Source organism: Erythrobacter sp. QSSC1-22B (assembly GCF_001678665.1).
GTDB lineage: Bacteria > Pseudomonadota > Alphaproteobacteria > Sphingomonadales > Sphingomonadaceae > Qipengyuania.
The window spans coordinates 342083-368997 of sequence record NZ_LZRP01000003.1 but is presented as its reverse complement, the minus strand read 5'-3'; the positions used below and the strand labels follow the sequence as shown (position 1 = coordinate 368997).

23 protein-coding genes and 1 pseudogene are annotated in these 26915 nt (G+C 58.0%); 12 read left to right on the top strand and 12 right to left on the bottom strand.

Annotation, left to right across the window (positions count from 1 at the left end):
- Positions 1-245 precede the first annotated feature (245 nt).
- Positions 246-452 (bottom strand): cytochrome c family protein, encoded by a 207-nt coding sequence (locus A9995_RS07715; RefSeq protein WP_082992562.1) that lies wholly within the window; start codon positions 450-452, stop codon positions 246-248.
- Between A9995_RS07715 and A9995_RS07710 the strand changes: the two genes are divergently transcribed.
- Both A9995_RS07710 and A9995_RS07700 read left to right on the top strand, forming a co-directional pair.
- Positions 451-1002, top strand: a complete 552-nt coding sequence (locus A9995_RS07710; protein WP_082992561.1) for a pyridoxal-phosphate dependent enzyme — start codon at positions 451-453, stop codon at positions 1000-1002. The genes A9995_RS07715 and A9995_RS07710 overlap by 2 nt on opposite strands.
- A 108-nt stretch (positions 1003-1110) precedes the next feature.
- Positions 1111-2250, top strand: a pseudogene (locus A9995_RS07700) (IS3 family transposase).
- 172 nt (positions 2251-2422) lie between these two features.
- On the opposite strand, the gene A9995_RS07695 reads toward A9995_RS07700, so the two are convergent.
- The 6 genes from A9995_RS07695 to A9995_RS07670 all read right to left on the bottom strand — a co-directional run bounded on the left by A9995_RS07695 (position 2423) and on the right by A9995_RS07670 (position 8908).
- Positions 2423-3040 carry a 3,4-dihydroxy-2-butanone-4-phosphate synthase gene (locus A9995_RS07695; protein WP_067610971.1) on the bottom strand — a complete coding sequence of 206 codons (618 nt, stop codon included), beginning with the start codon at positions 3038-3040 and terminating at the stop codon, positions 2423-2425.
- Positions 3037-3609 (bottom strand): NADPH-dependent FMN reductase, encoded by a 573-nt coding sequence (locus A9995_RS07690; protein ID WP_067610969.1) that lies wholly within the window; start codon positions 3607-3609, stop codon positions 3037-3039. The genes A9995_RS07695 and A9995_RS07690 overlap by 4 nt, the downstream gene beginning before the upstream one ends.
- Positions 3606-4025, bottom strand: a complete 420-nt coding sequence (locus A9995_RS07685) for a hypothetical protein (protein WP_067610967.1) — start codon at positions 4023-4025, stop codon at positions 3606-3608. Before A9995_RS07685 ends, A9995_RS07690 begins: the two co-directional genes overlap by 4 nt.
- The gene (locus A9995_RS07680; protein ID WP_067610965.1) at positions 4025-5113 is read right to left on the bottom strand and encodes a YeiH family protein; all 1089 of its coding nucleotides are present in this window, start codon (positions 5111-5113) and stop codon (positions 4025-4027) included. Before A9995_RS07680 ends, A9995_RS07685 begins: the two co-directional genes overlap by 1 nt.
- A gap of 104 nt (positions 5114-5217) precedes the next feature.
- Positions 5218-6483 (bottom strand): MFS transporter, encoded by a 1266-nt coding sequence (locus tag A9995_RS07675; RefSeq protein WP_082992560.1) that lies wholly within the window; start codon positions 6481-6483, stop codon positions 5218-5220.
- A gap of 115 nt (positions 6484-6598) precedes the next feature.
- The gene (locus A9995_RS07670; protein WP_067610961.1) at positions 6599-8908 is read right to left on the bottom strand and encodes a TonB-dependent receptor; all 2310 of its coding nucleotides are present in this window, start codon (positions 8906-8908) and stop codon (positions 6599-6601) included.
- A gap of 150 nt (positions 8909-9058) precedes the next feature.
- Here A9995_RS07670 and A9995_RS07665 point away from each other — a divergent pair, with 150 nt between their 5' ends.
- The 5 genes from A9995_RS07665 to A9995_RS07645 all read left to right on the top strand — a co-directional run bounded on the left by A9995_RS07665 (position 9059) and on the right by A9995_RS07645 (position 15716).
- Entirely contained in the window at positions 9059-11077 is a 2019-nt protein-coding gene (locus A9995_RS07665) for an alpha-glucosidase (RefSeq protein ID WP_067610959.1), read from the top strand.
- Positions 11074-12084 (top strand): LacI family DNA-binding transcriptional regulator, encoded by a 1011-nt coding sequence (locus A9995_RS07660; RefSeq protein WP_067610957.1) that lies wholly within the window; start codon positions 11074-11076, stop codon positions 12082-12084. The genes A9995_RS07665 and A9995_RS07660 overlap by 4 nt, the downstream gene beginning before the upstream one ends.
- Positions 12084-12998, top strand: a complete 915-nt coding sequence (locus A9995_RS07655; protein ID WP_067610955.1) for an aldo/keto reductase family oxidoreductase — start codon at positions 12084-12086, stop codon at positions 12996-12998. The genes A9995_RS07660 and A9995_RS07655 overlap by 1 nt, the downstream gene beginning before the upstream one ends.
- Complete coding sequence (locus A9995_RS07650; RefSeq protein WP_067610953.1) at positions 12998-14089, top strand: LLM class flavin-dependent oxidoreductase; 1092 nt, start codon at positions 12998-13000, stop codon at positions 14087-14089. Before A9995_RS07655 ends, A9995_RS07650 begins: the two co-directional genes overlap by 1 nt.
- Positions 14090-14528: 439 nt before the next feature.
- A complete protein-coding gene (locus A9995_RS07645; protein WP_067610951.1) occupies positions 14529-15716 on the top strand; it encodes a site-specific integrase in 1188 nt (395 codons plus the stop codon).
- Positions 15717-15748: 32 nt separating this feature from the next.
- Here A9995_RS07645 and A9995_RS07640 read toward each other — a convergent pair whose 3' ends face one another.
- Positions 15749-16825 (bottom strand): hypothetical protein, encoded by a 1077-nt coding sequence (locus tag A9995_RS07640; RefSeq protein ID WP_067610949.1) that lies wholly within the window; start codon positions 16823-16825, stop codon positions 15749-15751.
- Between the two features lie 486 nt (positions 16826-17311).
- Entirely contained in the window at positions 17312-18217 is a 906-nt protein-coding gene (locus A9995_RS16615; protein WP_145916856.1) for a hypothetical protein, read from the bottom strand.
- A gap of 199 nt (positions 18218-18416) precedes the next feature.
- Here A9995_RS16615 and A9995_RS07635 point away from each other — a divergent pair, with 199 nt between their 5' ends.
- Both A9995_RS07635 and A9995_RS16610 read left to right on the top strand, forming a co-directional pair.
- Positions 18417-19052 (top strand): hypothetical protein, encoded by a 636-nt coding sequence (locus tag A9995_RS07635; protein ID WP_067610947.1) that lies wholly within the window; start codon positions 18417-18419, stop codon positions 19050-19052.
- 146 nt (positions 19053-19198) lie between these two features.
- The gene (locus A9995_RS16610; protein ID WP_145916855.1) at positions 19199-19693 is read left to right on the top strand and encodes a hypothetical protein; all 495 of its coding nucleotides are present in this window, start codon (positions 19199-19201) and stop codon (positions 19691-19693) included.
- 361 nt (positions 19694-20054) lie between these two features.
- Here A9995_RS16610 and A9995_RS07630 read toward each other — a convergent pair whose 3' ends face one another.
- Together A9995_RS07630 and A9995_RS07625 are read right to left on the bottom strand one after the other, a co-directional pair.
- Positions 20055-21584, bottom strand: coding sequence for an exonuclease domain-containing protein (locus A9995_RS07630; RefSeq protein ID WP_067610945.1), 1530 nt, complete (start codon positions 21582-21584; stop codon positions 20055-20057).
- A 232-nt stretch (positions 21585-21816) separates the two neighbouring features.
- Positions 21817-23097: a hypothetical protein gene (locus A9995_RS07625; RefSeq protein WP_067610943.1), complete on the bottom strand. Its 1281-nt coding sequence runs from the start codon at positions 23095-23097 to the stop codon at positions 21817-21819.
- A 513-nt stretch (positions 23098-23610) separates the two neighbouring features.
- On the opposite strand from A9995_RS07625, the gene A9995_RS17025 reads away from it, so the two are divergent.
- A complete protein-coding gene (locus A9995_RS17025; protein WP_168157357.1) occupies positions 23611-23817 on the top strand; it encodes a hypothetical protein in 207 nt (68 codons plus the stop codon).
- Positions 23818-24101: 284 nt separating this feature from the next.
- Here A9995_RS17025 and A9995_RS07615 read toward each other — a convergent pair whose 3' ends face one another.
- A complete protein-coding gene (locus tag A9995_RS07615) occupies positions 24102-24572 on the bottom strand; it encodes a DUF805 domain-containing protein (RefSeq protein WP_168157356.1) in 471 nt (156 codons plus the stop codon).
- Positions 24573-24890: 318 nt separating this feature from the next.
- Here A9995_RS07615 and A9995_RS07610 point away from each other — a divergent pair, with 318 nt between their 5' ends.
- Together A9995_RS07610 and A9995_RS07605 are read left to right on the top strand one after the other, a co-directional pair.
- Positions 24891-25484 carry a recombinase family protein gene (locus tag A9995_RS07610; RefSeq protein ID WP_067610937.1) on the top strand — a complete coding sequence of 198 codons (594 nt, stop codon included), beginning with the start codon at positions 24891-24893 and terminating at the stop codon, positions 25482-25484.
- A gap of 357 nt (positions 25485-25841) precedes the next feature.
- Entirely contained in the window at positions 25842-26279 is a 438-nt protein-coding gene (locus A9995_RS07605) for a MucR family transcriptional regulator (protein ID WP_067610935.1), read from the top strand.
- Positions 26280-26915: the final 636 nt, after the last annotated feature.

Sequence of the window (26915 nt, the reverse complement as noted above, 5' to 3'; positions counted from 1 at the left end):
AAGCCCATAGATTTCCCAATGGATGTCGGCTTTCAGGCGAGCGACTATTGAGCTCTCATGACTGGAATGGAGGCGCCATGCTGCCCCCGCTTTCACCTGAACGAATGGCGGGTTTCAGGATCGCGCCGCGATTCATCGAATGACCGAAATTGGGGCGCGTAGCGGACCTCTCCGACGACCGCGGCATTTGGACAGGACACCTGTGACTATGCCGCTCGCAAATCCGCAACTCTACCCGCTTTCGCTTATCGTCCCGCCGCTTCGATGTAGGCGATGACGGCGGCCCGATCGTCAGGGTTCGGCAATCCGCCGAACGCCATCTTGTGGCCGGGGAACCTGTCGCGGGGTTTCTCCAGCCAGGAATCGAGCAGCTCTTCCGTCCAGACACCGTCGGCTCGTGCGAGAGCGGACGAGTAGACATATCCGTCTTGCGCGCCGATCCTGGCGCCCATGATACCGTGGAGGTTCGGTCCGACCGGCTTCGTCGCCGGTGTCGGGACTGGGGGCACGATCATGGGAGCCGCACGCTATTTCGCTAGGGCAGGCCAGGAAATGCCCGTCCATCCAGTCGAACCGGCTTCGTCGCCAACTCTATCCACTGGCCACAAGGTCGGTCAGCACCGGATGCAGGGAATATCGGATGAGTTCATCCCGGCGATCGTCAAGCTGGACGAACTGTCGGCCATCATCGCGGTGGACGATGGCGACGCCATACTGATGGCGCAACGCTTGGCCCGCGAACTGGGCGTCGGCGTCGGCATATCGTCTGGCGGCAACATCGTGGCGGCGGTCAAGGCGGCACAATTGCAATTGCGGGAACACCCTGGTCGTACGGCGGTGATCGGCACTGTTTTGTGCGACAACCAAACGAAATATCTATCGACCGATCTGGTTCGCAAGGAACCAGTAAAGGAAAATTATCTCACCCCCGATTTGCGATTTGAGGGCTTTCGCATCGGCCACGGAAAACCGGTCATTTCCAGCTTTCCTGCGTCCTTCTAGACCCTTTGGCGGAGAGGGTGGTTAGAGGTGGCTCGGCAAAACTGCACAGCGGGATAAGTAGATTTTCTGTCTAACGGCGGCCAGAGCGGCCGCATGACAGGAGCGTATATGAGCAGACGACCACGCCGGAACCACAGCCCGGCATTTAAGGCGAAGGTGGCGTTGGCTGCCGTGAAGGGCGAAAAGACGCTGGCCGAGCTAGCGCAGCAGTTTGACGTTCATCCGAACCAGATCACGACTTGGCGCACGCAGTTGCTGGAGGGGGCTGCTGGTGTTTTCGGCTCGGAAGGCGCTGCCGCAGCGGCGGAACCGGCGATTGATGTGAAGACGCTGCACGCCAAGATTGGCGAACTGACGCTGGTGAACGATTTTTTGTCAGGGGCGCTCGGCAAGGCGGGACTGTTGCCGAGCGCAAAACGATGATCGACCGTTCGCACGCGCTTCCGTTGACGCGGCAGGCACAGGAACTCGGGATCAGCCGGGGTAGCGTCTATTACCTGCCCAAGCCGGTGTCCGCCGCCGACCTGGCGATCATGCGGCGGATCGACGAACTGCACCTGGAGTTCCCATTCGCGGGCAGCCGAATGCTGCGCGATCTGCTTCGGCAAGAGGGCATCAGGATCGGCCGGCGGCACGTCGCCACCTTGATGAAGAAGATGGCGATCGAAGCCATCTACCGCCGCCCGAACACGTCCAAGCCGGCGCCGGGCCACAAGATCTATCCCTAATTTGCTGCGAGGGCTGGGGATTGTGCGGCCCAATCAGGTCTGGGCAACCGATATCAGCTATATCCCGATGGCGAAGGGCTTCGTTTATTTGGTGGCTATCGTTGACTGGTTCAGCCGCAAGGTTCTGGCTTGGCGGGTATCGATCACGATGGAGGCCAATTTTTGCGTCGAGGCTCTGGAAGAAGCGCTGGCGCACTTTAGCAAACCGGAGATCTTCAATACGGACCAGGGTAGCCAGTTCACTTCGCAAGCTTTCACCGGCGTGCTGCTGCGCGAAAAGATCGCCATCAGCATGGGCGGCAGAGGCGCTTGGCGCGACAACGTCATCGTCGAGCGTCTGTGGCGTTCAGTGAAGTATGAGGAGGTCTATCTGCACGCCTATGGCGGGGTCAGCGAAACCCGGTCGTCGATCGGCCGGTATCTGGGCTTCTACAACAGCCGCGGGCCGCATTCGAGCCTGGCCGCCAGGACACCGGATCAAACGTATTTTGACAACCTGCCAGTGAAGATGGCAGCATGAATTTGGCCGCCGATATGGGGCGTCATTCCGGTCGGGCTACGCCCTCCCTGCATGACACCCCACATCGGCATTTCGAGGAAACAATCGGCAGACAATCCACTTAGCTATTGCCAATCACTGTTCAGACAAACCGAGCCACCTCACTGGGCGCCATCATCAAGCTTTCCCCGCCTTAGTTTTTGGCTTCGGCCAGCCGCTCAATCAACTCTCCGATGTCCGCCACCGCTAGCTTGGACTCAAGCAGCAATTGATCAATATCATCAATCCGCGCCATTTCGCCATCGTCGCGCATTATTGAGCAGATCACGGCGGCATCGCCCGCCTCCGCCATGCGGACGAGGTCAATTGAAGCCTCGACCGCCGAAGGGCGCACCAACGCGCCCTCTGCACGCGCAATCAAAGGGAAGACATGGCCAGGCGAGTGTATGTCATTCGCGCTCGCCCCCTCGGCAATCGCGACTTGCACCGTGTGGGCACGATCGGCCGTGGAGATGCCAGTGGAAACTCCGCTCGCTGCCTCAATCGATCGCGCAAAGGGCCGCCCGGTCTGCCGACAAGTCCCTGGGTTGACGAGGCTGAGGCCGAGCTGATCGGCACGGCCCTGTGTGATCGCAAGGCAAATCAGCCCACGCCCGTGGGTGGCCAAGAAATTGATTGTTGCGGGAGTGACGTGGCGCGCGGCGATCATCAGGTCAAGGTCGCCGCCGCGTAAGCGATCACCCGACAGGACCACAATACGGCCCGCAGAAATCTCAGCCAGAGCATGGTCGAATTCTACGCGACCCGTCATGCAACATCCCTTCCTGCCGCAAAGCTACGTGCACCCAGGACCACCTGCTTGCCCACGAGTTCCAACTGTCCGCGCGCGCGCTCATTAAGGCATTCGCCGTCGGGCGAAAATAATCCGCGATAGGTTCGGATAGTGGCACCCATCGGGGTCGGCCAGCCGCGCAGAGCATGAGTGATCGCGCGCATCGTCAACAGCGTGCTCATAGATGCCTGATCACCGAACGCGGTCGCAATCAGACCTACCGCGCGCCCATCAAGGTAAGGGCGATCATCGCGCGCCAAATCCTCGAGATAATCAAGCGCATTCTTGACCACGCCTGAAATCGTGCCGTGATAACCGGGTGCGGCGACCAGCAGGCCATCGGCTTTGCGCACAGCCGCGACCATTTCCGCCCCGTAAGAAGAATTATGCGTCGGGCCGAGATAGTGGGGTAGAGCCGTGAGATAATCCCCGCCGAAGACCTGAACCTCAGCACCTTCTGCCTCGGCGATGCCGGCGGCAAGGCGCAGCGCTTGCTCCGTGGAGCTGCCAGAATTGACCGTGCCACCAAGGGCCACGATGCTGGTCATATTTGCGCCATCCTTTCAGTGATGTAGCGATTGAGGAGGTTGGCTTTTTCCACCATGAATTCTAGGCCGAACTTTGTTCGCCGCCAAAGAACGTCCTCAACTGTTTGCGGCCATTTATGGGTGATTGAGTAATCGACGTCGGCGGCGCAAAGCCCGTGATCAAAATTCTTGTCCAGATCGCGTATCGCGCGCGCTTGACCCAAAATCACCGCGACGCGGGCGCCATGAGGCCGGATCAATGGCTGAGCCTTCGCAAAGCTCAAAAAACGGGTAGCGCGCCGGCTCGCGCGCGCCTTGATAGGCGCTTCGCCCCGTCCGAAATCAACGTCGACCAAGCGAGCCCAGCCGGTCCAATCGCACTCAGTTCCAGTGTTGATGCCGCCGCCAGCGACCGCAAGATCAAAGACGGCCCCCATTACAAAGCCCACTGGGCGAAGCCGAGCGCAACAGCGAGCGAAGCGATCGTCGCCGCTAGCACCGGCATCACGGAACGCCAGCCAAGTTGCAGCAGCAAATCAGTTTGGGTTCGCATCGCCGTGGCCGTGACGGCCAGCAGCAGTAAGGTCTTGGACGCAACCAGCGCGGCCGGTGCGACTTCGGGGGGCATTGCGAACAACGAATTGACCCCGACCAACGCAAGGAATGCGAGGATAAACCCAGGCAGCATCGGGACACGAGTGTCGGTGCCAGAGGCGGCGACGGGCTCGATACGCGCAATCCCCAGCGCCGCCAGTGTTACCAGCGGGGCAAGCATTGCTACACGTGTCAGCTTGACCACGGTCGCCTGCGCTCCGGCGCTGTCCGATACGGCAAACCCTGCGCCAATCGCCTGAGCGACATCATGGATCGATGCCCCCACCAGGAAACCTGCCTGCTCATCGCTGAAACCGAGCATCTGCGTCAGCACCGGATAACTGGCGAGGGCAATCGCGCTAGCCGCGGCAAGTACCACTAGTGTTAGTGTAAACTGTGCCTGATCGATCCGTTCGCGTCCGATCACGCCATACAGCGCCAACGCCGCCGACGCGCCGCAGATGGCAGTTGAACCTCCAGCCAGCAACCCGACCGAAGCGTTTTGGCGGGTAACGCGGGCAGCCAGCATTGCAGCGACAATCGCCGATGACATTACCAGTGCAAGGCCTAGGAATGGGACGATGCCCATCGCGCCGACCTGCATCACCGTCACTTGAAGTCCAAGCAGCACAATTCCGATCCTCAGCCCGTGGCGCGAGCTCGCATCCAGCCCTTTATGCGTGCGTGGATCGCCCGATGCGAAATTGAGCCCGAGCCCCAGCAGTAAGCCAGCAAGGATGATCGGTACGTCGTAATTTTGGCTCAACCAGGCAGCCGCCGCGCTAGCGATCGCGCATATGGCAAAACCGGGGATGAAGCGGGTGAGCGGCTTTCGCGGCGCGTCCGCGGCGGGCGCCGTCTCGGCCAGCATAATTTCACCGAACAGGTCACCGGCAAAGGCGTCAAAGTCGGGTCGCGGCTTATCCATCATGTCAATATGAACGTGCACATGTCGGCTTAGACGTCCCCCCCCGCTTATCTGTCCTACGGTGTCACAGCTTTATGTCTCGCACTCTCTAAATACAATTGGAACGCTTATATCGCCACAGCCAGTGCGCCTTCATCACGGCGGATGGTAGGCAGCAGCCATTGGAACCACGCCAGCGCGATCAGGTAGGATGCAGCCGCGAACATGAACAACGGCACAAACCCGAACCCAGCATCCAGTACGCGGCCGGTCACCAGACTGATCGCCACGCCGCCCATATTCCCCATAAACGCACCAAACGCAGTAACTCGGCCTACCTTGGCGTTAGGCACGACATCGGTGATCGTTGAAAAAATCGAGAGCGAAAAGCCCTGATGTCCTGCCATCACCACGCCGATCATCCAGGCGACCGGCCAAAAGGAATTGAGCTCTAGCACCAGCGGCAAGGGCGCAACCATCAGCGCTGAGATCAGCATTACAGTCTTACGCACACGGTTGACCGACCAGCCCCGCTCTAGCAGCTTGGTCGAGCCCCAGCCCGCCAACAACGCGCCAAGGCCCGACCCGGCAAAGGCAATTGCCAGCGGCACCGCCAATTCCAACGTCGAAAGGCCGAATTCTTTGCGATAATAATCAGCCAGCCAAAAGTTGATGAACCACCATGTCATGTCCGAAAGCGCCTTGGCTCCAACGATAGCCCAGGTCTTACGGTTCTTCAGGATCGGGCCGTAGCCTGTGGTCTCGCCATCCTCTCGCTCCGACGCTTCCTCGACAGTGCGTTCGCGCAGCTGGCTGAGTCCTCGCGCCAGCCACATCCACGCGATCAACGAGAGAAATCCGCCAACCCCGCCTGCCACCAGCGCACCGCGCCAGCCCACCGCCAGCGCCAGCGCGGGAATTACGAACGGCATCGCGATGGTGCCCGCACCCGCCAACATAGTGGCAAACCCGAAGGCGAACGAGCGTTTGTCGGGAGCGAACAGGGTCGCAACGGTCTTGATAACGAGCGGAGTCTGGACTGCTTCAGTTACGCCCAGGCCGACGCGTGCGCCGATCACCTGCCACGTAGTCATTGCCCAGCCATGAGCGATTGCGGCCAGACTCCACGCCGATGCGCCGACCTGCATAGAACGATGCACCCCCAGCCGATCAACCAGCCAGCCAGTGAACAGAAATGCAAAGGCAGCCGAAAATTGCGTGATGGCAGCCAGATCGCCGAAATCGCTGTCGCTCCAGCCAAAATCCTCCATCACGTCGGGCTTAAGTATCGCGATGATTGGGCGGTCCATCGCGTTGAACACTCCCGCGATGCAAAGCACTATAAACAGCGACCACCGCAGGCGACCCGACAAAGGCGAAGATTGTGCGGCCATTACAGGTTCCTGGCGTTAGCAACAGAGACAAGACTAGCATGGTCGGAGCATGAAAACAGGACCGCCGGATCGCTCCGGCGGTCCTTCCTTCATATTGCGGCCGGAAGGTGCTCCATTACAAGCGTGCGCGTAGGCTGACCCCGAAGTAACGGTCGGCATCACGCGGGATCTGCAAGCGCTGCCCGGCCGACACATTGAGCAGCACGTAGCTGTTGTCGGTGATGTTGCGGGCGTGGAACGTCAGGCGATACATATCTTCCGAATCAGAAAATCCAATCGATGCGTTCCAGATACCATAGGGATCAATGACGCCTTGTTCACCAAGGTCGGAGAACTGGCGGCTGGTGTGGCGATAATCGGTGTTCAGATACATCCGGAAGCCGCCCACATCGGTCTCGTAATCGCCACCGATCGTGTAGACAAATTTGGGCGCGAGCGGCAGCTGCGTGCCGTTGCGAGCATCGGGCGCATTGGTCGCAGGGTTGGGATTAAATTCCTTGACGCGTGCGTCGGCATAGGCCGCGCTGGCGCGGAAGTTTAGCCCTTTGATGGGCGCAATTACCAGATCTGCTTCGAATCCTTCGCTCTTAACCGTCCCTGCATTTGTCAGGTTTGACACCACCGCACCGTTCAGCAGTACGAAGTTGTTCGCTTGGAAGCCATCATACTCGACGCTGAAGGCTGCCACATTCAGCTGCACCCGCCGATCCAAGAACAGAGACTTGATGCCGATTTCGAAAGCGTCGGAGAGTTCCTCCTCGATAGGAATCGCATTGGTTGGGGCGGTGTGGTTAAAGAAAACGTTGAACGCTGGGCCCTTGTAACCACGCGTGTAGCTGCCGTAGAGCATTACATCTTTGCTAGGCTCGTATTGCAGCACCGCCCTGCCTGACAGGTTGCCGGTGTCGGTCGAACCGGACGAGGTGTTAGTGCCATCGCCGCCGCTAACAATCCTGCCACCCGCCGGGTTGCCCGATACACCTGGCCCAGTCGCGGGCAATCCGGTTACTGCGTTGATACCCGGTGCGCGTGTGTGCGTGAATTCGAGATCATCGAAAGTATAACGCAGCCCTCCGGTCAGCGAAAACTGGTCGGTGAACCGGTAGGTCGCCTGACCGAACACTGCGAAGTTTTGTGATGTGACATCGCTGAACGAGGTGGCGGTTGGGAAGATAGTGTTGACCGTGTCAGCTACGTTGCAGGGCCTTGCGCCCGTAGCAGGATCGACCGGAAGGGTTGATCGGGCACAGGTGATGTTGCGCCGGGTGAAGATCTGGCTGTTATCTGATTGCCAAGCAAACACGCCGACCTGATAGAAGAACGGTGCAGCCTGATCCGAGGCAACACGCGCTTCGAACGAAACTTGCTCGGTGCGCACTTCGCCATTATCGTGCAACCCGGCGGTGCCGACGATCGCGCGCGGCAGGAAATCGCCTTCGCGCAATTCTCGATTGAACCAGTTGCGATAGCCCAGCACCACGCTAAGCGTATGGGTGTCGGTAAGGTCGAAATTGCCCGATCCGGTGATGCTCCACTGCTTGTCCCGCGTTTCTGTTACGAGGTTGTGATTGATGAAGCGCTGTTCAACACCCAGAGCGGAGCCGCCCGGCAGGCCTAGTTCGGCATCGAGCACTGGACCGCGGCTCACCCCCGTCACATCGGCGCAGCAATCATCATTGGCACGGAAATAATCTGCGATTAGTCGCAGGTCGCTGCTGCCGCTTTCATAATCGAGGATCCCGCGCGCACCGTAATGTTCGTAGCCGTTGACCTGTTGGTTCCGGCCGCCGTTGATATTCGTGATATTGCCATCGAAGCTGCCGTAGAAACCAGTCACGCGAGTGGTTAGCCCTTCACCCAGCGGGCCAGCGAGGGCGGCGCGCAGCCGCCATTCATCGCCTTCGAACCAATCGACCCGGCCCTCGGCTTCAAATTCGTCACTGCCGCCCCGCGATACGATATTCACAACACCCGCGGAGGCATTGCGCCCGAACAGCGTGCCTTGCGGGCCGCGCAGCACTTCCAACCGTTCGATATCGACCAGATCCATAAAAGCTTGGCCTGAACGCGATAACACCACACCGTCGACAACGGTGGACACACTGGGTTCGGCCGCGACCGAGAATGTGATTGTGCCGACTCCACGCATCACGATCGCACTGTTGGCGCTGGTGGTGCCTTTGCGGAAGGTTACCGACGGCACGACGGTTGAGATATTCTCGAGGGAGAAAACTACCGCCTGATCCAGCCGGTCGCCTGAAACCGCGGTGATAGCAATCGGTACGTCTTGCACATTTTCTTCGACTTTTTGTGCAGTTACTATGATGGTTTCGACCTGCGCCATTGCCGGCGCGGCGTGCATCAGCGCCAGCGAGCTAGCGGAAACGGCAAGCGTTTTAAGCGTAATTCGGGTGTTGACAGACATGATGTTTCTCTCCCCTCCATCCTGATCAACTCATTTTGACGACCTGTTAGATCATCGCCCTTGCGGTCGATCTTTGAACGCTTTTGTTGCGCTCTATGTCTCAATGTGTCAAGCGGTGTCATAAACCGTCAAAGAGGGGAGTTCAGGGTATTGGCGTTGCAGTTGGCTGCAAATGAAGACGGCTTTATTCTGCTGTTGGGCGGGATGAGTATCCTCCGTCACCGATCAGCCGCGCCTGCCATTATGCTCGGGTTCGGGGATCCCAAGATCACGATGATACGCGGAAATTTCCGCTTGGAAGATGCGCCGCTGGGCGCGTCTTCGCTCACCAAGTGCAAAGTGCTTGATGACGAGCAGGTTGAGCTTGCCAGCACCGACGGCGCAGCGAGGATGGCTTTGCACGTTTCGCCGAATACCGGGCGGCTCAGCCTTAAGGCCCTGACTCCGCAAAATCGCATGACGCTGGATTTCCAGATCGGCGTGGATGATGTGCTCTGGGGCGGCGGAGAGCAAATGAGTTATCTGGCGCTGAATGGCCGCAAATTTCCCATTTGGACTAGCGAGCCGGGCGTCGGGCGCGAACCGGGTACCTCGCTGACTGATGAGGCGAGCGCCGATGGCTCCTTTGGCGGAGGCGATTACTGGACTACCAATTATCCTGAACCGAGTGTCCTTTGCTCGGCAGGATGGGCCCTGTCCCTCACCAATGCCGAATATTGTGAGCTGGATGCAACCCAGCCGGGGCGGCTGCGGGTGCATGTTTGGTCAGGCGAAGTGGTTATTGATTTGTACGCCGGGGCGCCTGCCGAACTGACTCGCCAATTGGGCGCGCGGTTCGGTGCGCGCCATCCGCTGCCCGCATGGGCGCTGGGCGGGGCGGTGGTTGGCCTCAAGGACGGGACCCGCAGCTTTGACCGGCTCGAGCGCTTGCTCGATGCAGGTGCAGAGGTATCGGGTTTGTGGTGCGAGGATTGGGTCGGCATTCGCCAGACCAGCTTCGGGCGTCGATTGTTCTGGGATTGGCAGTGGAATCCCGAGCGTTATCCCGGTCTGCCGCAACGTATCGCGGCTTTGAAAGCGCGCGGTATCCGCTTCCTCGGTTATGTGAACCCCTACCTCGCAGCCGATGGCCCGTTATATACAGAGGCTGCGGCGCAGGGCTTTTTCGCGCGTCGGTTGGACAGCGACGCGCCTTATCTGGTGGATTTCGGGGAGTTCGATGCGGGCGTTGTCGATTTCACAAATCCCATCGCTGCTGAATGGTTCGCCGAAGAGGTGATCGGGCGCCGGATGCTCGATTTCGGGCTGGATGGCTGGATGGCCGATTTCGGCGAGTACCTGCCGGTTGATTTGCGTCTGTACGCCGGCGACCCGATGCAGGAACATAATCGCTGGCCGGTACGCTGGGCCGAGGTAAATACACGCGCCGTCGAATCGCGCGGGCGGACAGGTGATGTGTTGTGGTTCATGCGCGCCGGGCACACCGGAGTGCAGACGCATTGCCCCCTGCTGTGGGCCGGTGACCAATCGGTCGATTTCAGCCGACACGATGGCATTGGCACTGTGATTACCGCCGCGCTGTCATCGGGCCTTGTCGGCAATGCTTTTAGCCATTCGGATGTTGGCGGCTATACCAGCCTTTTCGGCAATACCCGCACCACCGAACTGATGCTGCGCTGGTATGAACTGGGTGCATTTAGCCCGGTGATGCGCACGCACGAAGGCAATCGGCCTGACGACAACATCCAGATCGATAGCACGCCTCAACAGCTCGCTGGTTTTGTTCGCTGGAGTCGCACGCACGCCGCCCTTGCGCCCTACCTGGCGCATTTGGTGGTAGAAGCGCAAGCGAGCGGCCTGCCCGCCCAGCGCGCGCTGTTTCTGCACTATCCGCAGGATCGGGAGACCTTCACTATCCAGAATCAGTTTCTGTATGGTGCCGATCTAATGGTGGCCCCGGTTATCGAAGCCGGAGCGGTGAGCAGAAGAGTTTACCTTCCGGGCGAAGCTGCGCAGGTATGGCAGCATGTGTGGACAGGCGCAGCGTTCGGGCCAGGCTGGCACGAGGTGGCCGCAAGACTGGGTCAACCACCAGTATTTTTCCGCCCGGATAGCGCTTTTGCCGGCCTGTTTGCAGGGCTGGCCGAAGCAGGAGCGTTATCCGCATGAGCGACCGGGCCAATATCCGCGATGTCGCCGCGCGCGCCGGGGTAGCAGTCAAAAGCGTCAGCCGGGTTCTAAATGACCATCCTTATGTCAGCGTCGCCTTGCGTGAGAAGGTCGAGCGGGCGATGGCCGAACTCGACTATCGCCCTAGCGTGGCGGCACGCATCCTGTCGGGTGCTAAGTCTAATCAGGTGGCGCTGATCTATGACAATCACAGCCCCTATTACATGTTCCAAATTCAGAAAGGCTGCTGGGAGGTCTGCAACGAAAGCGGCATTCGCCTGCTGGCCCAACCAGTCGATGTGGCCGATCCGCGCGTCGGCGATCAAGTGCGCGGGTTAGTGAGCGAAACCCATGTGGATGGAATCATCCTATCTTCCCCGGTGACCGATTGTGATCCGGTGCTGCGTGCGCTCGAGACGATGGATGTGCCGTTTGTGCGCATTTCGCCTGGGACCAACCATGCGTTGACCAGTTCTGTGTTCATGGATGACGCGCAGGCTGGCGATGACATGACTACCCACCTGATAAATGCCGGGCACCGTCGCATTGGATTTATACGGGGCCACGCCAATCACATGGCTTCGGATGACCGTCTTTTCGGCTACCGCCGCGCCCTTGATCGGGTGGGCATTCCATTTGAACCGCAACTGGTGACCGAGGGCGAGTTCGACTTCGATTCTGGGGTGCAGGGCGCGCGCGTATTACTCGATTTGTCAGAGCGCCCTACGGCAATTTTTGCCTCAAACGATGATATGGCAGCAGGCGTCCTGGCAGTCGCACATGACCGCGGTATAGCTGTCCCGATCGAACTTTCGGTTGCTGGGTTCGATGATACCACGCTTGCGCGCACGGTCTGGCCGCCGCTCACCACCATCCGCCAGCCGATGGCCGATCTCGCCCGCACTGCCGCCCGCATCCTTATCGCCGGCGGAGATATCACCCACCGCCGTCTGGCCCATGAACTTGTGGAGCGCGCCTCTGTTGCTCCGCCGCAGAGGAATTTCTGATGAGTGAATTGCCCCCACCGCCCGCGACGCGCAGCCTGGGTACGAGCGGCATTGTCGTTTCGTCCATCGCCTGGGGCATGTGGCGTTTTGCCGAGAATGGCCGCACCGCGGCAGACGCGGCGCAGCTGGTGCACGCAGCGCTGGATGCCGGGATCACGTTTCTTGACACCGCTGATATCTATGGTTTCGATGGCGAGGGCGGATTCGGAGATGCGGAGGCGCTACTTGGTGATGTATTGGCGGCAGAGCCGGGCCTGCGGAGCCGCATGGTGCTCTCGACCAAGGGCGGCATTATACCGCCGCTACCCTATGATCAGAGCGCGATTTATCTGCGCAAGGCGATCGACGCTTCGCTGACCCGATTAAAGGTCGACAGCGTTGACCTGTGGCAGATTCACCGACCCGATATTTTAATCCACCCCCAGGAAGTCGCCCGCGCGCTTGATGATGCGGTTGCTTCGGGCAAGGTGCGCACATTGGGTGTGTCAAACTTCACCACCCAGCAAACCGCAGCGCTCAACCATTTTCTCGGCCACAAGCTGGTTTCGACTCAGCCTGAGATCAGCCCGCTCCGGATTACTTGTTTTGAAAATGGTGAGCTCGAGCAAGCAATGATGCTGGGCCTTACCCCAATGGCGTGGTCACCACTCGGCGGCGGCCGGCTGGCTGCACCTGAAAGCGCGCGCGATAAGGCGGTGGCAGGAGCGCTTGACGCAGTGGCGAACGCGCAGAGCGTCTCGCGCACGGTAGCGGCCTACAGTTGGCTAATGGCACATCCCGCCGGGATCATCCCGATCATCGGCTCGCAGAATCCCGAGCGTATTGCCCAGGGCGCGCAGGCGCTTGCGGTACGCTGGACGCGACAGGATTGGTACGCGGTGTTGGTTGCCGCACGTGGAGAGAGGCTTCCTTGATGACTGACACACGACAATGCGAAATCGCATGGTTTTCGGCGCTGTGCGACGATGACTACGAATTTCTCGGTGTTCCTGACAAGTATCTCCAATCTAGCTGGGAGCATTGCCGCAACATTGTGCTGCGCGCCGAACAGGGCGGGTTCGACAATATCCTGCTGCCGTCGGGCTACCAGTTAGGTCTCGATACGACAGTGTTCGCGGCAGCGGTTGCTACGCAGGTGCAGCGTATCAAGCTGCTTTGGGCAACCCGCATGGGCGAAGATTGGCCGCCGCAATTGGCGCGCCGCATCGCCACGCTCGACCGCATCCTTGGCCCCAATGCTGCGGGCACTGGGGGGCGGCTCAACGTCAACATCATTTCCTCTGACATGCCGGGCGAGAGCATCGCTAGTGGCCCGCGCTATGCTCGCGGGACCGAGATCATGAAAATCGTGCGCACACTCCTAAATGGCGAGCATCTCGACTTTCAAGGCGAGTTCTACAAACTTGAACTTGATCCGGCGCGCATCACCACGCTGTCTGGCAAGTGCCCGCCGTTCTATTTCGGTGGGCTGTCCCACGAGGCTCGCGAGTGCGCTGCCGAAGCCTGCGATGTCTACTTGATGTGGCCCGACACCATGGACAAGGTGCGCGAGAATATTGCTGATATGCGGTCGCGGGCTGATCGGTTCGGGCGCAAGCTCAAATTCGGTTACCGCGCCCACGTGATCGTTCGTGAAACCGAGGATGAGGCTCGCGCCTATGCCGACCGGCTGCTGTCAAAACTGGATGTCGAGGCCGGTCGCGCGATCCGCGAAAAGTCACTGGATGCCAAGAACTACGGTGTTCAGCGCCAGCAGGAGTTGCGTAGTGCGGCTGATGGTGACGGGTTCGTCGAAGAAAACCTGTGGACGGGCATCGGCCGTGCGCGATCAGGCTGCGGGGCGGCGATCGTCGGCACTCCCGATCAGGTGCGGGCCAAGCTGTCCGCCTACCAGGACGAAGGGATCGAGGCGTTCATTCTGTCAGGTTATCCGCATATGCAGGAAGCAGATTTGTTCGCGCGCCATGTGCTGCCGCATATCCAGCACGGCCCGCTCACGCTTTAATCAGTGGCTCTCGGCGGGAAAGCCCTTCGCACAATGGCCGCTGCTTCTGCATAACCACTCTTAAAAGATCGACTGCTTTTGGGATCAAGGCGAGGCACAGGGAAAGGCAATGTTTGGGGCGCGAAGCTGACATCTGCCGACAAAAAAGTTGGGGTATGAATGGGGGTATATACCGATAGGGGAGGCTCATATAAAGTTAGGAATCAGATATATACCACCTTATTGTGAATCCCTCCGTCTCCGCCAGACGCTGTTTTTCAGCGGACGATCGCGAACCACCACGAACAGATTAAACCACTGAAAAATAACGAGGCTTTGCCGCTCGATAGGTTTGCCACGTTCGGCTTAGTTCGGGAAAGTTCGCGGCAGACCGCTGCCAAGTTTATGGCTAAACTTATGGCTTGCGCAGGTATATTGGTCAGCTAAGCTCGTCGCCAACATGGCCACGCGCGCGCGAAGCAAACTCAATGTGAAACAGGTTGCGAGCCTTTCCCGACCCGGAATTTATTCCGACGGGGCCGGTCTCTATCTGCGTGTGCGATCATCTGGGCGGTCTTGGTTCTATATTGGCAGACTGAATGGCAAGCGGATCGAGCTTGGCCTGGGTTCGGTTTTCGATGTGTCACTCGCTCAGGCGCGTGAGAAAGCTTCGACGTTTCGCGCTATGACCCTGCAGGGCATTGATCCACGCGCCGTGCGAGATGAAGCGGCTCAGCAAGCGCAACCGGTGATCACCTTCGGTAAATTTGCGATGCAGTTTATCGATGACATCGAGGATGGCTTCCGAAACCCGAAGCATCGCCAGCAATGGCGCAACACGCTCGAAACCTATGCCGTCACGCTGTTCGATCTGCCCGTCACCGACGTCGACACGGAGCATGTGCTGGCCGCCCTGCAGCCGATCTGGCTGACAAAGCCAGAAACGGCATCTCGGGTGCGAGGTCGGATCGAACGTGTTTTGGATGCGGCCAAGGCCAAGGGCCTCAGGACCGGTGAGAACCCGGCCCGTGGCCGTGGTCATCTGTATCTGTTGTTACCGGCTCGGAGCAAAGCCGAGGTCAAACATCACGCCGCTCTGCCGTTCGTCGAGATTGCCGCGTTCATGGCCGAGCTGCGAACGCGACCCGCACTATCTGCTCGGGCCCTTGAATTCACGATCCTGACCACTGCACGGTCCGGCGAGGCCCGCGGCATGACGTGGTCGGAAGTCGATCTGGAAGCGAAGATCTGGACTGTGCCCGGTAGCCGCATGAAGGCTGGTGAAGCTCACCAAGTGCCCCTGAGCGGGCCAGCAGCGGCCGTTCTGATGGCCGTAGCGGGTCCCGATGACCGACCGACCGATATTGTCTTCCCAGCGCCTCGTGGCGGTCATCTGTCAGACATGGCGTTGGCGCAATTGCTGAAGCGGATGGGACAACCTGACATCACCGTGCATGGATTCAGATCGACCTTCCGAGACTGGGCTGGCGAGACGACTCAGTTCGCCCGTGAAGAGGTCGAGTTGGCGTTGGCTCATACCATCGGATCGGCGACGGAAAGGGCCTACCGTCGTGGGCGGGCCCTTGAAAAGCGGCGGGATCTCATGGCAGCGTGGTCGGCGTATTGTTCGGGTGGCCTGCCTGATTAAAATGGGGCGGGTAAATTACCCGCCCCATCTTATTATGTCCGTTCGATCACCGGCAATGCCCAGCGATCCTTCCCGAGCTGCTTAGAAATCTCGGTCACGAATGTCGGAATCGCATCAGGGTGAAGAGCCCGCCCGTTGCAAATCACATTGGTGCTGGCCAACGTCCGCAGCGCCTTGATCAAGGTGGTACGGATCTCGCGCCCTTTGCCCGATGCGAAGGTGCAATCTTCGAACGTGAGCATCATGCGGAGCAGTGCCATCCGGAAGTAGCGGATGTTCCGATCACCCTTTTCGCTGTGGTTCATAAAGCCCTTCTTGCCGTCTTTTGGCGGACACCAGTTGCAGGCCTTATACGGCGCCTTCAACACATAGGCCGCCATCCGCGCCAGATTAGCCGGATTCGACGCAACAGGCTTGATGACGATGGGCTCTGCATCCGTTATGTTGGAAGAGTACCGGAGGGTATGCTTTGCGGTCACCTTGGCAAACTTCGAAACATCACGGGTGAAGAGTACGGCATGAGTGTGGGGCTGAACAAACCGCCCGCCAGTTTCGTGCCGCTTGCTGTTGAAGAAAGAAGATTCCGTAACAGCAAAATACCCCCCTTCCGGTGCCAGGGACTTAAGCGTTTTTCCGGCTTTGGATTGTGAGGTCCCAAGCTTGATCGTTGGACGATCCAGAGAAGTGCCATCTTCGCCATCGATGATGGTGACAAGAGCGAATTTCATCTCAGGATCGGCAATCGCCATAGCTTGAAAATAATCAGCGAGAAGATCGAAGGCCATCAGCATCAAATCCGTGTTGGCCATCATGAGGGCTGACGTCGCGCTAGGATCGAAAAGAAGCTTATCGACCTTGCCCCGGGTATCATCAGGCAGAGTCCGCCGTTCGATCCCCTTCAACTCTTTGTAGTTGAACCGCTGGTATCCCCGTTCCAGCCAGATGCGGGGAGCTTCGACGGTTTCGCAATCCCAGAGGGAACCCGGATCAGGCGGCTCCCCATCGGGAAAGCGCAAGGCCAGGTTCTGCTTTCCTGGATTGACCTTGGCCTTGGGCTTTTTCGTGGAATTGGTTTTCCCGATACGCTTGGATTCAGGCGACTTTTTCATAATTGAATTTTCCTTTTGTCTTTCCCAGACAGCAGGCGACCTTCATCGGCCCCATAAGGAGGCTGATTGGTGGCTTGTTGGTGGGTTATGGGTTGGTTGTGGTTGGTGTAGTGAACACTACGAGTGAGTCCGAAGCATCACTCGGTATTTAGCTTTTGAATCGCCCGTTTCTTACGGGGTCGTGCCCTCGCGAATGAGCTTCTTCACGCTGGCCCTGGTCACGAAAGTGCGACGCCCAACTACGACCTTCGTCAGACGGCGCTCCTTGATCAACTCATAAACGCGAGTTTTGCCGAGCCCACCCAGGTATGCCCGGGTGTCCGTGATGGACAAAATATGCTGGTTCATTGTTGTACCTCTTCAATTAACCGCTGGCGTGATTGCGAAGCGATGAGAGGCTTTTGCCGAATTGAATCCAGTCTGTCGGCTCAGTTTGGGTCATATGGTCAAGATTGGCCAAAAAACGTCAAGACTGGTCAAACGTCATTAGCGCTGCCGTTTTTTCCACGAATCGTATTCGCCGAAAACCCTATCTACTCGTCTCCTTACCGTACTTTCAGATAATTCCGGGATCCCTCTTTCGGAAAGCAGGTTTTCAAATATCTCTCCAAAGGCAGCCTTTTTTAAGGTTCTAATCGGCTCCCCATGCTTTTGGACAAATACGCCATTCTCAATATCAGCAAGTATCTCGCTCATAACCGTAGCCTCGGAGCCGCTTTGATAACTGCGATTTGTACCGGGACGTGGAACTGCAACGTGGCCCCGCGTCGACGTTTTTCCTAATTCCGCCATTTGGTCCGGTCCATCAAGAATTTGGAGAAGTGGCGTTATACTCCAATTATTGTTTAATCGTATTTGAGCAATTTCTGTATTTCTAAGTGCTAATCCAATTATGAAGCGTCTTGATTGCGCATGCGAAGCGACTTCAACCGTTGGGCGCTTTTTATTGTTATAGATCTTCAGCCTGCCTTCACCATAAGGTTTCATCTTCGTGGGCCTCAACGCCAAAATTCGCCCTTCGTCCCACGAGATTTCTTCGGTTGCGATTTCCCATCCATCAATTTTGGAGAAAAACTCGTCCTTTTTTAATACCCTTGGAAGCATAGTAGCATGTGTTTTACAAAATGATTGCTCTCGAATGTACATGTCTGGTATAATGTGGCGCTTCAGCATCGAAGGCTCGGCATTATCAACACTCGTGATTAGGGTGGCCCCGACATGAGCTTCCTGTACATAAAGGTCGGCCTTTATAGTGAGGGCTGCGGTCCTTATACCCTGCAGTATGGCCTCTTCTGCCTCATCAAATGAGATAAACTGGGAGAGGTAGTCTACCGCCCGTCTAGCTGAAATCCATTGGGTCTCATTTGGGGCTGGTGCGATCTGCTGGTCCATATCTTCAATTCCCCTGCAAACCGGTCCGCGTCAACCCGCAGGAGTCAATCGGCCCAGCTAACCTGTTGAAATTCCTCTGTTTATTGACTGGAAAGTCGACATCCACTAGATTTGAATTGCGGTCGAGTCGGCGCCAGATTTTCACAGTGCGCCGAACTTGTTCGCATTCTTTCATGAAATTTATAGTGGAGAATATGGCATGGATTCCAATGAACAGCAGACGTGTGTCCAAAAGAAACCCGATGCGAAGGCTGCCGCAAAGATCGTCCGAACCATCGGCGAGATCGAGCAGTCCTACATCTCGGCGACCGGTCCGCTGAGCGAACGTCTCATGACCGAGATTGGCGAGGTGGCAGGCAAGGCTGCGCATGACACCTGGGAGGTTGATGGCACGGAGTGGGAGCTCTTTATCACTTCGCCGGATTGGAAATGCACCCGTGGCCGGGCCCGTGGTGATGCCTGGCTCGAGCTGGGCGACATCATTGAGGACGTGCATGACCACAGCTGGATTGCTGTTGCAGTCGGTGCTGGCGCTGCGCAGATGTGTCTTGAGCTGAAATTCCGCAACGGACTGACGCCGATCGATACCTGCTTGAAATCTAGCCCGCAGCTGTTGGCCAAGCTTGCCGAGCAGGGTTTCGAACTCCGTGACGACAGGACGCGCCTGCTGCTGGGCATCAAGGTCGAAGCCGATGCCTTGGCCAAGGCGTTCGAGAGCGGAAACTTCGAAGCGGCACTTACGCCGGTGCGACATGCGGTCCGGTCGGCTGCCACGGTCCATCAAGAGATCACCGATTTGGTCGGTCTGGCACGCATCAAAGCGAAGCAGGGATAAGGTCCGAAAAATCTAATTTTTGGGGCCCGGAAAAATCTAATTTTGAGCGTCAGGGTTGCGCTCGATTGGCCCCGCCTTCTCGGAGGAACCCAACCCGTAAACCTTGAAAGCCGACGCTTCGCTCGGTTCATTCAAGGGAATACACCATGACCATGCATTCAATTTTTCAGCCATTGGAAAGCGCAGGTCGAGGTCTCTCGTCCTCCATGGGACTGACCTGTGACACGCCGCGCGGATTATTCTCAGGATCCGAGGAGAATAGTTATCTGGTTTGCGACGGCGTCGGGATGCGCTTTGCAGTTGTTCTGGACCATCGAACGATCCAGCCATTCACTCGTATCTTTCTGGGGGGCCACCCGCTCGATCATGGATCGCTCTGCGGCCTCGGCGTTCTTCATCTTGATGAACCCGTTAGCGATCAGAGAAGGCTACACGAAGACGGGATTTTGCGGGTATGCGATGGATCAGTCGAAATGTTCCTGAATGACGGAGACACCGACTGGACTTCTTGGCATACCGTGCTGATCGGTAAATGCAACGCGCCTAATGGCTTCTACGATGTGTGGACATTCATCGATATGTGGGGCGCTTGTTTTTTCGAGTCTAACAGTTGGTCTGATCCGCAAGCGACCACCGATTAATTGGGATTGAAATATGAGTTGCGGAAGGTGCCCACCTTCCGCAACTTACGTCCACGGTGTCGCTTTTTGGGCCGTTTGCTGAATGGCAAGTTCCGGGCGGCGAGAAGCGGAAAGCTGCCGTCCAGTCCGCCAATTGGCAACGGCAGCTGCCGACCCAGACCTAGTCGCTACCAGCAGGCACTATGAACGTCAGCCCACTCTGATTCCTGCCGCTGCGTCTGGGATGCAAATGCCGCCAATCTAGCCGTTCAGGGCATGGACTCGGGCCAGTGCACCAGTCGTTGGTTCATTTTGCCCTACGCCGTTTCAAATTGACCATCAGGTCAACAAATCATCGTGTGCGAGCGGACTGTCGAGTAGGTCATGATCTACGCAGGCGCAGGCGATATTGGTACGGCGCGAGCCGTTCTAGCACCGCAAAGTCACCGGCCCGAACGGAATGGAACATAAAAAACTCACGAGCCAAGGACCGATTTCTGAAGAACTTCTTCGAACCATCGAGATCCGTCATCACTGGCGCGTCGCCACCATAATCGACTGAGACCTGTCGCGGCGCGATGGAGGCCTTATTGGATCCGCCGATGGCGTCGGATGGGAACTGATCGAAGAAGCCACGCAGATAAATATGCGAATTATCGACATTCGCTTGAGTGATCTCCACCTCGCCAAGGACATGGGTGCCAGCCCTTCCTCGTGCCAAGGCTGAAGCGTGAGCGACAGCTAGGCGAACCGACACTGGCCCGGATGGTAGCCTAGGTGACGTGCTGATGGTCAAACCCCGACCTACCTGCTCAGCCAGCAGCACAATCTGTGCCGCTGCCCGGGCATCCTCGCCGGCATCATGGTGGACAAAGTTCAGCGACAGGACCGATTTCAGATTGGCAAGGCCATAGCCGCCGTTACCTTGCAATTCCGGCCAGGCCTTTCGCGCTATCTGCACGCTGTCGCGCCAATTCCAAGCTGGCGGCGACACCCTAATTTGCTGGCAAGCGGCAGTAATCGAACCGCAATCGAAACTGGAGTGCTGATACACGGTGAGTCCTTGCAGTGCCTCGCGTAGTACCGCGATCACTTCGGTGAACACCGGGGCACCCGCGACGGTATGCGCGCTGATGCCATGCAGGTCGGTGAAGCGCCACTCCTGTACTTGTGGGTCTACATATGTCTTCCAGGAGACAATGCTGCTGTCGTGGCGTACGCATGCAACGCCGATTTGGCAGATGCTGCCACGGTCGTTGTTAGCGGTTTCGACATCAAGCGCGACAAATCGGAACGGGCCCTTGGGGAACGACGGCAAATGGGCTTCGGGCGCATAGGTAGCTCGCGCGTTCGCCACTCCCCCGCTAAGCGCAAGCGAGTGTTGGCGCTGACGCTCGAGAGCTGCCATTTCCCGCTCGCCCCAGCCTAGATGGCGGATAGTTTCGTCGACCAAGTCCACCGGCTCATCGTAAACTGCGGTCTTGTGCCCATTCCACGCGGTGGTTTCGGCAGGCGCAATGGCGATCACCTCGGCTTCGAGCCGGCCGATGTCAGCAGTGTCGGGCAAGACAACCCAGACCGCACGGCAATGGCGGGCGACAAAGGCATTGCGCAATTTCTTAGCGATGCCCCCATCGGCCTCGGTGGCTCGGTCGAGCCGCTGTCGCCACATCCTGCCGGTGTTGTACATGGTCGAGAAATAATGGCTGAGATGCTCCGAGCCGCTCCGGTGTTTTTGGTGGATTCGGCTGTAGAAGGTCTGCCCCGGAGATTTGGTCGAGCCGATGTAACGCAAATAACCCAAATGATCGACCAGGCCATAGAGCCCACGCGCGTCCTTAGGGGCCTCGCAAGTGTGGCGGTGTGGGGCGGCAAGCAGCTGGGCCAGCAAGTTTGGTGCGGAGAATTCCATGACATTCCTCGAAAAAGTGGAAAGGCCCTCTTCGCATTTCGCGCCGAGATGACGGTGATGGGCCAGTAATGGCGTCGATGGTTGCCGTCTCTCCGAGCTGTCACGCGTGCCCTCGCGTCTGGGGATCGGTCTCAGGGAGAAAGATTGGGCCCCCGTCTCTGAACTGCCGGTGTTATACGCGACCGCCGGCTGCGCTCGCTCCCCTGTCTACGAGGGAGCAGCTTGCCTTATGTCAGGAGCTCACGCAGGCATCGAGCGCCTTGCGTGCGGTTTCGAGCTCGTTGACACGCAGGCAAGCCAAAGGCTTTGCGCGGAAGGTTTCTAGAGTGTTGAGGTTGCTGTTGCGTCCTCCCTTCGTGGCAGGGACGTATTCGAGATCGAACCCGGTGAGCCGGTCGTCAGCGAGGCTGCGGGTGAAGTAGAGAAGCGGCGTCTTGACCCGCTTCTCGACCGCGATCTCGTGACCGGTCCTGGTGCGGTAGCGCAGGACATACTGCGAATGTCCCTTGGGGTGTTCCTCGACGCGCGGATCGTTCATGAGAAGCTTGTGGAGGCTTGCGGTCGGCGGCGAGAGATCGGCGATGTACTTCATGGTATCGCTGTCCTGTGTGATAGGGGTCGGATCGACCGTGAGGAGATGAACCAGTCTCTCGAATGAGTGGGCTGAGAGTTCCCCTTCTCCATTGGCACAGGCCCGGGCCTTTTCGACGGTGATGTCGATGGCAGGCGCAATGCGCTCCAGCGGCCCCAGATTTAAGATGGCCGAGATCAGAAGGCCGCGCGAGGCATTGCGCTTGTCTGCCTTTGCAAGCGACCGGGTGATCCAAGCGGTATCGATGGGCGCAATCTTGAAGTCCTTGCGTGAGCGCAGCCAGTCGAGTGCATCGGTCCCGTTGAGGTATACGAAGACGTTGGCGTCTGAAGGGGTTCGCTTGGCTTCCCCTGTGGCTTGAGTGCGAATGGTCTTGCTGGGACCGCACAGGTTGCGAAGGGTCCGGACATCGATGCCTGACAGAAGCGCCAAATCGCTCACGGTGAGCAACCAGTTCGTGTCTTCATAGAAGGCGCAGTCAATGATCTCGATCAGCGACAGCCATGCGCCAGCAAGCTCCCAGACCTGGCGCACTTCGCGGTTGCGTGCGGAGGTGAGGTCGAGTCCACCGAGCGCGACCGTCGGCAGGGTCGAGAGGAAGTGCTCAACGAAGTGGAGCGCGTCGTTCCGGGCATCCTCGGTATCGGGCGTGTTGGGCTCATGGAGCGATAGATGCCGATTTGCGAGCATGGCGTGGAGCAGCTGGATTCGCTCAGCGATGGAGAAGCGGCCAAGGTTGATCGAGCGGATCTCGTCGGCCGACAGGTTTTCATCTGCAAGGCCTTCGACCTCAAGGCCAAGGAAGCTGTCGCGCATTTGGCTGCTTTGAGGTTGGGCCAGCGTGAAAAACAGGTCGTCGGCCTTCAGCAGCAGGCAGTGCCGCAGGTTGAGGTCGATATCGGTAAGGGTGGGAAGGTCCATTTCACTCTCCGCTGTGATATCTTGATATCTTACAGATGAAATGTCCCGTCAATCGGTTTTATGATATGTATATACAATTTTTCTGAGAGGTTTTGTCGCAGGCGACAGAATTTCGATCGCAAAGCAAGCTGCGGGGGGGTCAGAGCTTGGTGTGGGCCAATCCACCGCCCCTTCTGAGATGTGCGCGAGGATTGATAATGGCTCGTCGTCGCCTTTTCGCGAAACACGCCGTTCTGCACTTCGCCTTCGAACGGCAGACAAGTCCCAGACCCGGCCACCCAGACCGATTGGCAATCTTGTCCGCTTTCAGGCGCTCGGCAGGAGAGCGGGAATGACCGGCATTGGGCGCAAACCGGACGACCCGGTAGTTTCGAAGCGGCTGCGATTGTCGCGGTTGGCGTTGCGACCTCTGCGGCTGAGAAAAAGTGAGCGGCAGCCCAACCGGACCACCGCTCACGAGTGACCTTAGCTAACTTCCCCGAGTTCATACCCGTGAACGGCCCACAAAAGGTCATGGACGAAGTTCTCGGGATAGGCCTCGGAAGTGCACAAAGTTATGAGGTCGAGCAGCAGATTGCGCACAGCGTCCACCTCAGTGAGCTTACCTTTCTTGACGTAGGTATCGAGGGCGCGCCTCGCACGACCAATCTGCCCTTCGAGACAAACTTGGCAATGCACGGATTGGTCGATGTCTTCGAAGTCCTCTGGGGACAGTACTAGATCTGGCATCTCAATGTTCTCGTATCTCAAAAACGCCCAAGTTGGCGCAGGAGTGTTTTACCGGATGCCTTTTCTCCAACCGTGGCCAGCGCACCGCCTGCAGCTGATCTACTCGGTAAAGGACCTTGGTCGGTCGCGGTCGTCGGGCTCAACTGGACAACGAAGTGCCGGGACTGTGCACCTAGTGCTCAAAGGGAAAACCGGCCTCAGAGCGGATCGTACCTTTTGAGACCGACTAGCCCGCTCGACGCGGCGCACCCGTGCAGAATTGGAAGATGAATGCGTTAGTCTCGAGCCCTACTCCCGCGTGGGTCTTCGCCAAATTGATTGGGTCCGACCGTGCCACCTGTGAAAACTAAGCCAATGTGCAACAGCACAAGCACCACGAGCGAGCCGATCCCAATCCAACTAGTGAAAGTGGTTTCGCCTGCTATCTGCACGTAAGCAATAGTGCCGATAAAAATAGCGGTCGCGATCAGCAAGACATAAATCGCGCCCGTCGAGCCGGTGTCCTTGGCCCGCCCGATGCCCACATAAACACCGACAACCCCAACAACGACCCCAACCGCAATAGCCAGGCCTGGCGTATCAAACGCTTCGTGCACCTTACCCGCGACATTGGAGAGGATGCCACTGAAGAATGTGATGAGAAAATAGGGACCGCAACCAAGCCGCTTACCGGGCAGATTTTTTACCACCGCTTCATCCCCCTCCAGGCAGCGCCCGCCAGACACCTTGTAATGTGCCGTCAACAATCGCTCAGAGTCGGGGCCGTGGGAGCGCGCAGGAACACCAATGAGGAGTTAGCTTCAAGCGCAACCAAAAGGGGCTTGGCAATGGGCGCTAGGGGGCCAGGCGCAGCACGCCAGCGCAAAACCGCTCAAACATTCGAAGACGTTCCGATCGGGTCGCACCCGTGGCAAGCCGAAGGCCTAGCTCTGAGGCACAGAACTATGCTGGCTCAAAATGGAGCGTTTCCGATACAACCACCTGTAATGTAACGTAATTTAGCTTGACATTAGTCTCGATACAGCCGATATTTCAAGCTACGTTTTCGATACAGGAGGTCGATTGTGTCGCGCACATTCGCATACTGCCGCGTCAGCACCGTCGATCAAACGTCCGATAACCAAATCCGCGAAATCATAGCCGCTGGGTTCCGCATCGAGCCGCGTCGGATCACAGCTGAAACTGTCTCGGGTTCCGTTCCGGCCATGCAGCGCAACGGCTTCAAAAAGTTGGTCGAACGCCTCGATTGGGATGACGTGTTGATCGTTACGAAGCTCGATCGTCTTGGAAGGAACGCAATGGACGTGAGATCCACCGTCGAGTTGCTCGCCAAGGAGAACGTCCGTGTGCACTGCCTCGCATTGGGCGGCGTCGATCTGACCAGCGCGGCTGGTAAGATGACCATGGCCGTCATCGCAGCCGTTGCGGAGTTCGAGCGGGATCTTTTGGTCGAACGAACCCAGGCCGGGCTCCATCGCGCCAAAGCGGAAGGGAAAATGCTGGGCAGGCCTCCCACGCTTACCACAGAGCAACAGGACGAGATCGTGCGAAGGCGTTTGGAAGGCTATTCCCTTGGAGCCTTGGCCAAAGAATTCGGCGTCAGTCGCGCCGCGATCCAACGGGCTCAAAAGCGAGTCCTAGCGATACCAGCACCATAACCATTTTATTTCCGCTCATCAGCCCGCAGGTATGAGTGCCGATCCATTGCGGTCGGCTAGTGGTCTATGTCGGCTTTTGGCGCCGTCCGGTGAGGCCTCGGATGGCCGCAATTGGGGTGGGAAGCTTCCAGTCCGGTTTTAGAAGGATTTACGTTAAAAGCGGATGTTGAGCTGATCGGCCCGCTCGGCAATAATGCGGCCTCTTCTCGGACATTCCGATGGTTCTGGTGCGAGCCCGAACCTGCCGTTTTTGCCACGCACCGCTGGACCACTTGCGAAAATTTCCGGCAATATTGCAGGAAACAAACTTTAAAACCGGCGGGGTGATGACTAGGTTATTCCGCGAAGGGAATACCAATGAACCAACAGAATGAATTGCTTGAGCTTACCGCACAGATTGTAGAATCAAATGTTGAAGGTGCTGCGATGTCCGCCGATGACGTGGGCGCGCTAATCCGCACCGTCTACGACACCCTTTCCACCCTCGGCCAAGAGCCCGAAGAAACGGAAGCTAAGCCGGAACCCGCTGTAACCGTCCGCAAAAGCCTCTCAAATCCCGACCACATCATCTCGATGATCGACGGGAAGCAGTATAAGACGTTGAAAAGGCATATCGGCACTTACGGCTACACACCGGAGCAATATCGCAAAGCCTTCAACCTCCCCACTGATTATCCGATGGTCTCCGCAAATTACAGCGTGCAGCGCGCCGCGATGGCCAAGAGCATTGGGTTGGGGAGAAAGCCGGGCCAAAAAGCCGGCGGGACGAAGAAAGCGGCAACTGCCACCGCCTGACAAATTCGAATTACTGAGAGGGCGCGGCGGAGAAATCCCCGCGCCCTTTCTCTTGCCTGCTATTAACCCGGATCGCCCCCTAACTTAGACTGCTGGAGCGGCAGACTTCCGAGGTTTTCCCGTTTCAAGCCGATGGTAAATGAGTGGTAAGCTCTGCTGAGTTCGAACCAGCGACCTGCTGATTAAATAGACAGTCGCTTTCACGCTCAGGCGGAGATGGCCGCTTTCCATAAGTCAGGCGCGCGGAGCGGACTGTCTGCAACCGGCCTATTTGCCAGCGAAAGGCGCATGCAAAACGAGCGGCCGGTTTTGGTAAGCGAGAGAGGCCATCCCATGACCGCATTTGGGTCGCTAGCTGAAGGGCGGCTTTTTCCAGATCGCCGAGATTTCCTGCCATTCAGGTGCCGACCCAGTAACCGAACCCGAGGGTGGGCGTTTTTACTCGCCGTTTCGGTGACGCCATTCACCATCGGACCGCGTGTAGGCGATATAAACAACTGCGGCTGACAACGGAAAGGCCGTGATGACAAAGGCTAGCTTTGAAAGCAGAGCACCGGACAGGATCATGGCAGCCGAGTATGTCAGCAATACTAGCCATCCTTGCCAAGCGATAGGAAGGCCAACGCCGTATCCGAA